Genomic DNA, 12711 nt, shown 5'->3' with positions numbered 1-12711 from the left:
AACCTTAAGCCGTTCCGCCCACGGTAATTTTATCCAGCTTCAGCGTGGGCTGACCTACGCCGACCGGCACGCTCTGGCCCTCTTTACCGCACACGCCGACGCCCTTATCCAGCGCCAGATCGTTACCGACCATGGAAATCTGCTGCATCGCCTCAATGCCGGAGCCGATCAGCGTCGCGCCTTTCACCGGTTTGGTGACTTTGCCGTTCTCGATCAGATAAGCCTCGGAGGTCGAGAACACAAACTTGCCGGAGGTGATATCGACCTGGCCGCCGCCAAAGTTAGGGGCATACAGACCATACTCCACACTCTCAATGATCTCCTGCGGCGTCGATTTGCCCGCCAGCATATAGGTGTTGGTCATGCGCGGCATCGGCAGGTGCGCATAGGATTCACGACGACCGTTACCAGTAGGCGGCACGCCCATCAGACGCGCATTGAGCTTGTCCTGCATATAGCCTTTCAGCACGCCGTTCTCGATCAGCACGTTGTACTGTCCCGGCACGCCTTCATCATCCACCGCCAGCGAACCACGCAGCCCCTGCAGGGTACCGTCGTCAACCACGGTGCAGAGTTCGGACGCCACCAGCTGGCCCATCTTACCGCTGAAGACGGAAGTCTCGCGGCGGTTGAAATCCCCTTCCAGACCGTGGCCCACCGCTTCGTGCAGCAGCACGCCTGGCCAGCCCGCACCCAGCACCACCGGCAGCGTACCGGCTGGCGCCGCGACGGCGGACAGGTTAACCAGCGCCATGCGCACCGCTTCGCGCGCCCAGACATCGGCCCGTACGTCGCCGCTCTCATCGGCGAGGAAAAATTCGTAGCCGGTACGCGCACCGCCGCCGCTGGCGCCGCGCTCGCGTTTACCCTGATCTTCCACCTGAACGCTAATGGACAGGCGCACCAGCGGGCGAATATCCGCCGCCAGCGTACCGTCGGTGGCGGCGACCAGCACCTGCTCGTAGACGCCGCTCAGGCTGGCATTCACTTCCTGCACGCGCGGATCAGCAGCGCGTGCCACTTTATCAACCCGGTGCAGCAGCGCGATTTTGTCTTCGCGCGTCAGGCTGTCCAGCGGATTGACTGGTGCGTACAGCGAACGGTTAAGCACCGCGGAGAGCGCGTGCGCTTTACCGTTGCCCTGCTCGCGCACAATACTGCGCGCCGCTTCGGACGATTGGCGCAGGGCGTTGAGGCTGATTTGATCGGCATAGGCAAAACCGGTTTTCTCGCCGCTTACCGCGCGGACGCCCACGCCCTGATCGATGTGATAAGAGCCATCTTTAATGATTTTGTCTTCCAGCACCCAGGATTCATGGAAGCTGGACTGAAAATAGAGATCGGCATAGTCCAGACGACGTTCTGAAAGCTGCCCTAACAGGGAAAAAAGGTCCTGCTGATTAATGCTGTTCGCAGCTAGTAACTGCTCACTTACCAGATTCAGAGTCATCGTTTCTCACTCATTATGTGCTCGGATAGTCATAGCCTGCGGCAATTCCCCGACGGCGTCAAATTCACTTCTTATCGGCTTCGCGCGGTTTGCGCAGCACTTCATTGATTTCCGGCTTATCCAGCGGTCCGCTGATGTGATAGCGCAGCAGCGAAATCTTATTCCACAACGGTGCCAGCACCTTGCTGGCGGCAAAAACCGCCGCGCCGACCACCGGGTTAATCACAAACGCGGTGGCCACGCCAACCGAGGCACCGATCTCCGGTGCCACCACCGCTTCCATGTCGATTTGCCGCTGCACAAGATCTATTTTGCCCTGCATGGCGATATCCGCTTCGAGGCCATCCACCAGCAGGTTATCGGTGCGCATCACGCCGTTTTCAATCCACGCCGTGCCGTTAATCGAATCAAACCAGAAACCTTCATTAAAGGTATCGCTAAAATCGAAGCGCAGCTTACGCAGCAGGGCATCGAAGCTCACCAGCCGCAACAACTGTCCGGCACGACCGGTGTTCACATCCGCAATCTGCCCTTTGCCGAAGTGGGTTTTCAGCGTGCCGCTCAGCGTCTTTTCTGAAGGCTGCCACGGTGCGGAGCGCCAGTGCAGGTCATAATCAATTTTAAACGGCGCATCGCGCAGCGGCGTGTTCATGCCAAACCAGTTGGTGGCATCATTGATATTTTTGCCGCTCAGGCTGCCTTTTAACGAGGTGCGCTGCTCGCCCGCTTTGTTCACCCATTCACCCGCGACATTGAGCTTCGAGCTGCCGGTATCGACGCTGCCGTTAGTGAGTGCTAACGTCTCTCCCTGCGGCTGGAGCCTGGCCTGGATGTGGCCGAACTTCTGGCCGCGCAGCCAGCACTCAGCGCAGTTGAGCTGCAGCGCTGGCCAGCTGCGGAAATCAATGCCGCTGTCACCGCTGAACGGCGAGGAGGCCTTGCCCGCTTCACCGTCACTCCATTGCGGATTGTAATAAAGATAGCTCAGGTCGATTTGCCACGGCGCGTGTTGTGCGGTTCGCAGGCTGCCGCGCGCTTCGCGGCTCTCCAGCTGCAGCTGCGTGCTGCCGCCCGCGCCCTGGGTCACCGTGGCATTAACATCGTGCCACTGCTGGCCGCCGAGCGTCAGGGCCGGGGTGCGCAACGTCACATCGCCCGGCAGCAATGCGCCGCCGATGTCCGTCTCGCCCTGCGCATTGCGTGAACCCGTCGCGCCGGTCATCAGCCCCAGCCAGGCTTCGCCGTCCAGCGCCGGCAGATTGAGTACCATCCCGCGCCGATCCGGTAGCACCGGCGTGCTTTTGGCATCATTCAGCCAGATACCGCGATCGACGCGCAGCTGCGGCTCCAGCAGCCAGCGGCTATTAAAGCGATGGTGCTCACGCACGCTGCCGCTGAGGTTAAAACTGTGCAAATCGCCGCTGGCATTAATGGCGATGGGCAGTGCCTCACCGGCCTCTTTATCCAGTGGTGGAGGTAAGTGACTGCTCACTGTCTTGCCGTCACCATTGATATCAACCTTGTAGCGCGCCCCACCCTGATGCGGCAGCGTGATGTCGACATTGCCCTGCCACGCCAGACTGCCGCCCAGCTTACTGCTTACACTGGCAGGCAGCATGGCCAGTTTTGCCGGCTGCCAGTCGCCCAGCAGTTTGACGTTAACGCCAAAATCATCGGGATTTTCCGTGGTGGTGAAACGCACGCCGGTGGGCTGACCGAACCAGTTGGCCTGCAGCTCTTCACTCTCCAGGTTTCCGTTGTTGTAGCGGAAACGTCCGGTCAGGTTTTTCAGCGTGGTGTTGAGCGGCTTAATGTGCAGGCTGTTGTTATTCAGCACCACGTTACCGCTGGCGTGCACCAGTTCCCCATCCAGCGGAATATCCAGGTTGAGCGAACCACGCACGTTGCCGCCAATCTGCAGCTGCTCCAGCGCCGCACCCAGCGTGGATTTGAGCGGCGTGCGGGCGAAATAGTCGGCGATATCTTTACCTTCGCCGCTCAAATCACCGTCAATGATCAGCTTCTCTTTCAGGTAATCCGGGATTACCGCACTGACGTTGCGCGCGTCCACCGCACCCAGCCGGGTTTGCGCCGCCTTCATCCACAGACCATCGTTAATAAAATCGAGGTCGATATCGAGGTTTTGCAGCGCCGGCCAGCCCGGCTGGAACTGGAAGGTAGCATTGCGCACCGGCACGGCCACTTCAAACATGCCGTCGTGGTGCTTAAACGGGAACAGACGCGGATCCCCGGCAAACAGCAGCGTGGCATTCTCCACCTGGCCGCCTTTGACCGCTTCGCTGAGATACTGCGTCAGATCGTGGCCCATCAGCGGCTCGGGGAAGTAGCGCCAGGCATCACCGGCGTCGGTGACGCGAATCCCGGCAAGAATGTCGAGGCGCGGCGCTTTACCGACATTTTGCTGATAGCGGAAATCGCCGCGCGCCCATAGCGAACGTGCCTGCACGTCCAGCTGCTGGCCATCCAGCGTCAGGCCGTTGCCATCGCGCAGCCAGTTAATCCTGCCGGTGACCTGCTGAATCTGTAACGGCGCCTGGAACATATCGCCGTACGGCACTTCGGCCTGGCCCATCTGCACATCCAGCTGGCCGTGGTTCAGACTGCCGCTGGCGCTGCCGCTCAGATTGCTGATGCCCGGCAAAAGCTGCCAGTGCTGCCACGCCAGATCGCGCCAGCGCGCCTGCAAACGCGTCTGCTCCGGCTGCGCCAGCGGAATATCCAGCGCCAGCGCGTCGATATAGCCGCGCGGCTGCAGCGCCCGCCAGTTGTCCAGCAGCGTGGGCGAGAGCGGCGCAAACAGCGGCACCAGCGGTGCCAGACGCTGCAGATCGAGCCGGGTGGCACGCACCCGCACTTCTGCTGCACTGTTCGCGCCGATCATCTGTTTATCTTCCGGCTTCCACAGCAGGGCGATATGGCCGGCATCCCAGGCCACGCCGTCAGTCATCAGCCGGGTTTGCGGCACCGTCAGGCTCCAGCCATTCTGGTAGCGCGCCAGATGCGCGGTCAGGCCATCCACCTGCAGCTGATGATCGCCCTGCTCGCCGCGCCAGCGTGCGCCGCCTTTGCTCAGCAGCAGATCGCCCGCGTACACTTCGCCGTCGCGCAGGTTGACCCACGCGGCCAGGCTGAAACGCGCGCTTTGCAGGCTGGTATTATCACGCAGCCAGCGGCCAATCCACGGGCGCACGTCCACATCATCGGCCTGCATCCAGATGCGGCCGTCGTTGAGTAAGCCGTTAGTATCGTTAAGATCGAGCCGTACCTGCACCACGCCGTGCTGGCCGGTGAAGCTGGACAGGCTCACTTCGCCTTCGGCGCGATGGCGGTTGTCCTCGTTCAGCCAGGTAAGGCGGGGAATCGCCAGTTCGGCATGCTGGCCGGAAGGCGTGAGAAAACGGATGCTGCTGTCGCGCAGATCGAAATGGTCAAACTGGCGTAAGAACAGATCGTTGATTTGGGCCGGTTTGAAGCTGTTTTTTTGCTCGTCGCTGGTGAGCAACGGACGGTTGGTTGCCAGCCGCAGCTGCCAGAAGGTGAGATCGCGGAACTGCCAGCGCCAGTGCAGCAGCGACTGCCACACATTGAGCGCCAGCGTAACGCGGCCAATCTGCAGCTCGCCATCTTTTTCCATGTCGATACGCAGATCGCGTACCTGCAGGGTCGGGCCAAAATTCTCCCATTTTCCCTGAACTTCACTGGCATCGATGGTGACGCCGCTGACGCGCGAAAGGGTATGCAGCACCTCGCCGCGATAGCTGTTGAGATGCGGCATCACAAGGCGCAGCCCGCTGACCAGCAGCGCCACAATGACGATGATTGCGGCGAGCAGCAGTAACAAAATCCCCGGCAACCGCCTCACACACCTCTCCTTGCTTTCCGTTGGGTTACGGCGTTCAACCTCACGACTTACATCATGACGACGTCAAACTGCTCCTGCGTGTAGAGCGGTTCAACCTGTACTTTGACCTGCTTGCCGACAAAAATTTCCACTTCGGCCAGCGCGTGCGACTCATCGCTTTTCAGCGCTTCACCCACTGCGGGCGACACGTACACCAGGAAGCTGTCGGAGTCGTAAGCGTGATGGACACGGACGATTTCACGCATGATTTCATAGCACACGGTCTCCACCGTCTTCAGCGAACCACGTCCCTGGCACACCGGGCAATCGGCACACAGCACATGCTCAATGCTTTCGCGCGTGCGTTTGCGCGTCATCTCGACCAGCCCCAGCGCGGAGAAGCCGTTGATGCTGGTTTTGACGCGATCTTTGCTCAGCGCGCTCTCCAGCGAGTGCAGCACGCGCCGGCGATGATCGTCATTATTCATGTCGATAAAGTCGATGATGATAATGCCGCCGAGATTACGCAGCCGCAGCTGGCGCGCAATCGCCTGCGTGGCTTCGATATTAGTATTAAAAATGGTTTCGTCGAGGTTGCGGTGGCCGACAAACGCACCGGTGTTAATGTCCACCGTGGTCATCGCTTCGGTCTGGTCGATAATCAGGTAACCGCCAGATTTCAGTTCCACCTTGCGCTCGAGCGAACGCTGAATCTCGTTCTCCACGTCATAGAGATCGAAAATCGGCTGCTTGCCGTTGTACAGCTCCAGCTTGCTGGCCATCTCCGGAATATATTCGCTGGTAAATTCCACCAGCAGATCGCAGGTCAGGCGCGAATCGACGCGGATGCGATCCAGCGCTGCGCCGGCGAAATCGCGCAGCACGCGCTGCGCCAGCGCCAGCTCGCCGTACAGCAGGCAGCGCGTCTGGTTGCGCTTCTTACGCTCGCTGACTTTGGTCCACAGGCGCTTTAAAAATGCCGCGTCCTGCGCCAGCTCTTCTGCGCCAATGCCTTCTGCGGCGGTACGAATAATAAAGCCGCCGAGATCGTCACAGTAAGCGGCAACCACCGCTTTCAGCCGCTCACGTTCGGCTTCGCTTTCAATGCGCTGTGAGACGCCCACGTGTGAAGCCCCCGGCATAAAGACCAGGTAGCGCGACGGCAGCGTAATATCGGTGGTGAGGCGGGCGCCTTTGGTGCCGAGCGGATCTTTCACCACCTGCACCATTAAATCCTGTCCCTGACGCACCAGCTCGGCGATATCGCGCACGATAAAGTTCTTCTTCTCATCACCCGCCACGCATTCGGTGTGCGGCATGATGTCCGAGGCGTGCAGAAAGGCCGCTTTGTCCATCCCGATATCGACAAATGCCGCCTGCATGCCCGGCAGTACCCGGCTGACGCGCCCTTTGTAGATATTGCCGACAATACCGCGCCGCGCTTCGCGCTCAATATGGATTTCCTGCAGAATGCCGCCGTCAATATAGGCAACACGGGTTTCAGAAGGTGTCACATTTACCAGCAGTTCAGCCGTCATCTTGTCCCCTTAACGCACGCAGCGACTGAAAATGGCTCAGCAGTTCGCTGGTTTCCACCAGCGGCAATCCCACTACGGCGTGATAACTTCCATTGATGCGGCGCACAAAGTTGCCGCCCAGGCCCTGAATTCCGTACGCGCCGGCTTTATCCATCGGCTCGCCGCTGGCGATATAGTGCGAAATTTCCTCTGCCGTGATAGTGCGGAATGTCACGTCTGTGGTCACCAGGCAATCCAGCTCGCCCTGCGCATCGGCCAGCGCCACGGCCGTCATGACCTGATGGGTTTGCCCGGCCAGTTTACCCAGCATCTGCGCGGCATGCGCCGCATCGCGCGGTTTCTCCAGCACTTCGCCATTCAGCACCACGATGGTGTCAGCGCCCAGCACCGGCAGATCCTGCGGTGCTATCCGCACGCCGGCCCGCGCCTTATCGCTGGCCAGACGCCGCACATAAGACTCCGCCGCTTCGCCCGGCTGACGCTGCTCTTCAACATCGGTAATCAGGCGCTCAAACTGCAGGCCAAGCTGCGTTAACAGCTCGCGCCGACGCGGTGAGCCGGAAGCCAGGTAGAGGGTTATCATTGTATTCCTTATTGCACAGCAAACTGACGGCGAATCTTTCTCATCAGTAAGAATAGCCAGGGCCACAGGATACCGTCGACCACGCTACTCCAGAAGATTTCCGGGCGGAAGGAGACGTTGATGACCAGAAATTCTGCCCAGAAAACAATCACATCAACCGCCAGCGACAGCACCATAACCATTAATGCCTGCTGCCACAACGCCAGATTGCGGAATAGCTGAAATTTAAAGGCCACCAGATAGGCGATAATGCTGAACGCCAGCGCACGCACGCCCAGCGTTGAGCCGGCGACCAGATCCATAATAGCGCCGAGGAAAAAGCCGGTACCCACATTGACCCGGTGCGGCAGCGCCAGCACCCAGTAGATCAGGATCAGCAATAGCCACGATGGCCGGAACATGTAAATCTGATCCGGCCACGGCATGATTTGCAGGATAAGCGCAACAAGGAAGGACAGCCAGATCACCCAACGCCCCTGGCTGCGATATCGACTCAAGGCTGGCCTCCGCGCGAGTTCGCCGGATTACCCTGCGAACGGCTGCTGGCGGCGGGCTGTGGCGGCCCCATCTGCTGATTTTGCTGCATCATGGCGGGTGCCGGCGGCCCCATTTCGCCCGCGGGCGGCAGCACCTGCGGCATCATCTGCATCAGGCGTTCGTTGGCCACGCGATGCACTTCGTCCGGTGCCATCGGCATGTCGCCGTTCTTATCCGCACCCCACAGCAGTAGCAGGTAGCGCAGACGCTGCAGACCGGCGGTCGGACGCGCCTGAATCACGGTATAAGCACGCTGCGTATCCACTTTCACTGACGACACCACGCCGACCGGATACCCTTCCGGGAAGCGTCCGCCCAGGCCCGACGTCACCAGCACATCACCGACGCGAATATCCGTATTGCCCGGCAGATGCTCCAGTTGCAGATCTTCGCTGCAGCCGTTACCGGCGGCGATGACGCGAATATCGTTACGCAGCACCTGAATCGGCAGGGCGTGCGAGGCATCGCAAATCAGCAGCACGCGGCTGGTCATCTGCCCTACCGCCACCACCTGGCCGACCACGCCTTTATCGCTGATCACCGGCTGGCCTTCATACACGCCGTTGACGCTGCCTTTATCGATGATCACCTGATCGGTGTAAGGATCGGTGCCGGTGGAGATCACCTGGGTCACCATTTTGTGCTCATCCTGACGCAGCGGCGAGCCGAGCAGCTCGCGCAGACGCGCGTTTTCCTGCTTGTATTGCCCCAGCATCAGCAGGTCACTGTTTTTCAGGAAGAGCTCACGGCGCAGCGCTTTGTTTTCCAGCTCCAGCTGCTGGCGCGAGGCCAGCGTTTCGGAAACGCCGTCAAGAAGCTGTCGTGGCCCGTTGGCCAGGAAGTAAAATGGACTGACCGACGTGTCCAGGTAGTTGCGGATCTGGGAGAACGTGCTGATCCGGCTATCGGCGACAATAATCGCGATAGCCACAATCACGGCCAGAAACAGGCGCAACTGCAGGGAAGGTCCCCTGCTAAAAATCGGCTTCATAAATTCTGCGAATTCCTCGACATCAGGGAAGAAGCGTGAGTGTCAGCACTCACGCCTCCAGGGCTGGACGCTATACGCCGTCGTGCGCAGCGTCGCCAGTTACCCCGCATCCTGCAAACCGCAGTGACGACGTTGTGCCGCTGCTGCCCGGTGCCTGCTGCTGAGGCTGCCGTGCGGCATGCGATGGCCATCGTCCTGCCGTTGTGCTGATTTTGGGTATCGTCGCTATTCCCTGCGCAATTTGACCACGGTCTCAGCCGGAGAGGAATTACTCCTCGCTGAACAAATCGCCGCCATGCATGTCGATCATTTCCAGTGCTTTACCGCCGCCGCGCGCTACGCAGGTCAGCGGATCTTCTGCGACTACCACCGGAATACCGGTCTCTTCCATCAGCAGACGATCCAGGTTACGCAGCAGCGCACCGCCACCGGTCAGCACCATACCGCGCTCGGAGATGTCAGACGCCAGCTCCGGCGGGCACTGCTCCAGCGCGACCATCACGGCACTGACGATACCGGTCAGTGGCTCCTGCAGCGCTTCCAGGATTTCATTCGAGTTCAGCGTAAAGCCACGCGGCACGCCCTCAGCCAGGTTACGGCCGCGCACTTCGATCTCGCGCACTTCGTCACCCGGATAAGCAGAACCGATCTCATGCTTGATACGCTCAGCGGTGGCTTCACCAATCAGCGAGCCGTAATTACGGCGCACGTAGTTAATGATAGCTTCATCAAAGCGATCGCCACCAATACGCACAGAAGAAGAGTAAACCACGCCGTTCAGGGAGATAACCGCGACTTCGGTCGTACCGCCACCGATATCCACCACCATCGAGCCGGTCGCTTCTGACACTGGCAGACCCGCGCCGATTGCCGCGGCCATGGGTTCTTCAATCAGGAACACTTCACGGGCACCGGCGCCCTGCGCCGATTCGCGGATGGCACGGCGCTCAACCTGGGTCGCACCGACCGGCACGCACACCAGCACGCGTGGGCTGGGGCGCATAAAGCTGTTGCTGTGCACTTGCTTGATGAAGTGCTGGAGCATTTTTTCAGTCACGAAGAAGTCGGCGATAACGCCATCTTTCATCGGACGGATAGCTGCGATGTTACCCGGCGTACGGCCAAGCATCTGCTTTGCATCATGACCAACAGCCGCTACGCTCTTTGGGGAGCCGGCGCGATCCTGACGAATGGCAACCACAGAAGGCTCGTTCAGCACGATGCCTTGTCCTTTTACGTAAATCAGGGTATTCGCGGTACCCAGGTCAATGGACAAGTCATTGGAAAACATGCCACGAAATTTTTTAAACATACTAAGGGATAATCCTGCAAGCTGGGGGCGGAAAATAAAATCCGCCTACTTTACCAACCACGCGAAGCCGCTACAAGGCGCAAAAACGTTCTGCTTCGGTGAAAAACCAGGCTGAATAATTTTTCGCGGCGGTGCTGCCGTCCGACACCGGCGTTAAACGGCGCTAAGCTGCCGCTCTAAACGCAAATTCACCCGCCGGTCGCGGGTGAATTCCGACATAAAATCTAACATTTCCCGCCGCCGATCGCGCCGGCTGCGCACGGCATAAAGGCGAAAAATAGCCGCCTGCTGCCGTATCTGTGGCTGACGCGCTAAATCCGGTAACGTTGCGAGTGTTTCTTCACGTTACTGTTCACCGGCAGCGAAGGAGCAAAAAAGTCGCCCTGGCCGCCCGCGACGCCCAGCCCGGCCAGCGTTTGCCACTCCGCGCGCGTGCGTACACCGGCGGCAAAGACTTTGGTGGGCGTGGATTTACACACTTCCAGCAAACTTTGCACGAACAGCTGATTTTCTGTACGGCGCTCAATGTTGCGAATCAGACCCGGGTCGAGCTTGATCAGCTCAATCGGGAACTGCTTGATGTAAGCGCTACTCACCACCGTTAATCCGGCCTGATCTACCGCAATCCGACAGCCAAACGCGGTCAGCATACGGAAAACCGGCACTAAACGATTGATGTGTTGACAAACATCCGCCTCAGCAAGTTCAAATAAAAATCGTTTTCTTTGCGATTTACTGCACTGCAGCAGCAATTTTTGCAGCCAGCGCTGGAACGGCCGTTGCAGCAGCGAATCGATATTCACCGGCAGCGCCAGCGTTTCATCCGGCCAGACCTCCGACAGCGCCGCAATACGCATGACCAGCTGGCGATCCCAGCTGTCGGCCATGCCAAGCTGCAGCACCAGCGGCATGAATTCTGCCGACACCACCTCTTTATCGCCGTCGAACACGCGCGCCAGCATTTCACGGTGATGCACTTTGCCGTCCAGCAGCACCGCCGGTTTCTGGTACAGACGCGGGCCGCCGCGGTTCACGGTGTTTTCCAGCAGGGTGCGCCAGCGCACGCTGCCGCGCCCCATCTCCAGCGTATTGCCCTCGCCCACCGACCAGTTGTTGCCGCCCTGCAGCGCCGCCCGCCGCGTGGCCAGTTCGACATTCTCCATCACCTGCGACACCGACTCGCCGCTGCGCCAGGCGCTGATGCCAATGTGGATCAGATCATCGCGATCCACCATGCGCATCGGCGGCAGCGAATCCACCGCGTTGATCAGCTGGTCGGCAATGCTGTTGGCCTCTTTCAAAGTGCGGTGCGGCAGCAGTACGGCAAAGTCGCTGCGGAAATAGCGCGCCAGCAGCGCACCCGGATAGCGCAGCACGAAGGTGGAGAGCATGTTTACCAGGTCGAACAGGTATTCATCGACCAGCGTCGGTCCGAGGGTTTCATGCAGGGTATCGAGGTCCGGCAGCCGCACCATCATCACCACACCGTGCGTACCAACGTCTTCCTGGTCTTCCAGCAACGTGGCCAGCTGGTTATCGAAAAACAGGCGATTATTCAGGCCGGTACGCGAATCCTGCGCGGCAAAGGTGCGGATTAAGGTGTCGATACGCAGACGCTGCTCGCCGGCTTCCTGTAAATCCCCCAGCAGCAGATCGATAGCGCGGCTGGCTTTCGGCGGCCATTCGGCGATGGTATCGCTGCGTGGCGCGCGCTCGCCGGCCAGAATGCGCTCCGCGCGCGCCTCCAGCCGCTCCATATGCTGCCAGCGGCGGTTAAGCCAGCGGTGCGTCATCACCAGCAGTGCCGACATGATCGCCACCACCGTCAGCAGGATAATCAGCGTGTAGGCACCGGTGAACGAGCGGAACCAGGTTTTGGCGGGATCGAGCACCACCACGCGCAGCGCCATGCCCGGCGCGTGCACCAGCGGCACATCCAGTTGAATGAAACGGTTGGGCTCGTCTTCCAGCATCGGATTTTCATGACGCGCGAGGCGGAACAGCACGGTATCATCGTGATGCAGTTCCAGCTGTTCGGCATTGATGACGGGCATCAGGCGCGTCAGCCACTGCGTCAGTTCCTGCGGTGACTGGCTGGCCAGCGCTTTATCGACTTCCGTCGCCAGCGTCTGCACACGGTTCTCTACGCGCTGCTGCGACAGCCAGATAAAACTAAAAGCGCAGCCTACCAGCATCAGTAACATCGCCAGTAAGCTTAATAAGGTAATAAACGCAGAAAACTTGGTTGTTAATCGCATCCCTGTGCCTGTATCACTGCGGTTTATGAACGCCAGCCCACGGTTCGCGCCAGCCGCGCTGGTGCAAACCTGAGCAAATTATCACAATTACCGATCCAAATCAGCGCCCGCCCGGCGCCGGTTTCGCCATCCTGCGGCGCGAGTATAACGTCAAAGTGTGAAGCGCTGGCTTCCGGGGCG

At 59.7% G+C, this 12711-nt stretch carries 8 protein-coding genes; all 8 read right to left on the bottom strand.

The window, feature by feature from the left end; translation table 11 throughout:
* Positions 1-4: 4 nt before the first annotated feature.
* A complete protein-coding gene (tldD, locus tag OXR61_RS12785; protein WP_021508147.1) occupies positions 5-1450 on the bottom strand; it encodes a metalloprotease TldD in 1446 nt (481 codons plus the stop codon).
* Between the two features lie 64 nt (positions 1451-1514).
* On the bottom strand, positions 1515-5333 hold the full coding sequence (gene yhdP, locus OXR61_RS12780; protein WP_031279825.1) for an AsmA2 domain-containing protein YhdP: 3819 nt from the start codon (positions 5331-5333) through the stop codon (positions 1515-1517).
* Between the two features lie 47 nt (positions 5334-5380).
* Entirely contained in the window at positions 5381-6850 is a 1470-nt protein-coding gene (gene rng, locus OXR61_RS12775; RefSeq protein WP_021508149.1) for a ribonuclease G, read from the bottom strand.
* Positions 6840-7433 (bottom strand): Maf family protein, encoded by a 594-nt coding sequence (locus OXR61_RS12770; protein WP_021508150.1) that lies wholly within the window; start codon positions 7431-7433, stop codon positions 6840-6842. The genes rng and OXR61_RS12770 overlap by 11 nt, the downstream gene beginning before the upstream one ends.
* 8 nt (positions 7434-7441) lie before the next feature.
* Positions 7442-7930: a rod shape-determining protein MreD gene (mreD, locus tag OXR61_RS12765; RefSeq protein WP_031279826.1), complete on the bottom strand. Its 489-nt coding sequence runs from the start codon at positions 7928-7930 to the stop codon at positions 7442-7444.
* Positions 7927-8961 (bottom strand): rod shape-determining protein MreC, encoded by a 1035-nt coding sequence (gene mreC, locus OXR61_RS12760; RefSeq protein WP_021508152.1) that lies wholly within the window; start codon positions 8959-8961, stop codon positions 7927-7929. The genes mreD and mreC overlap by 4 nt, the downstream gene beginning before the upstream one ends.
* A gap of 268 nt (positions 8962-9229) precedes the next feature.
* Positions 9230-10273, bottom strand: a complete 1044-nt coding sequence (gene mreB / locus OXR61_RS12755) for a rod shape-determining protein MreB (protein ID WP_003855260.1) — start codon at positions 10271-10273, stop codon at positions 9230-9232.
* A gap of 311 nt (positions 10274-10584) precedes the next feature.
* A complete protein-coding gene (csrD, locus tag OXR61_RS12750) occupies positions 10585-12531 on the bottom strand; it encodes an RNase E specificity factor CsrD (RefSeq protein ID WP_058759881.1) in 1947 nt (648 codons plus the stop codon).
* Positions 12532-12711: the final 180 nt, after the last annotated feature.

This window comes from Pantoea sp. GM_Pan_4 (assembly GCF_026541005.1).
GTDB lineage: Bacteria > Pseudomonadota > Gammaproteobacteria > Enterobacterales > Enterobacteriaceae > Pantoea > Pantoea dispersa.
The sequence above is the reverse complement of the archived record's forward strand: the minus strand, read 5'-3'. Positions and strand labels throughout refer to the sequence as shown.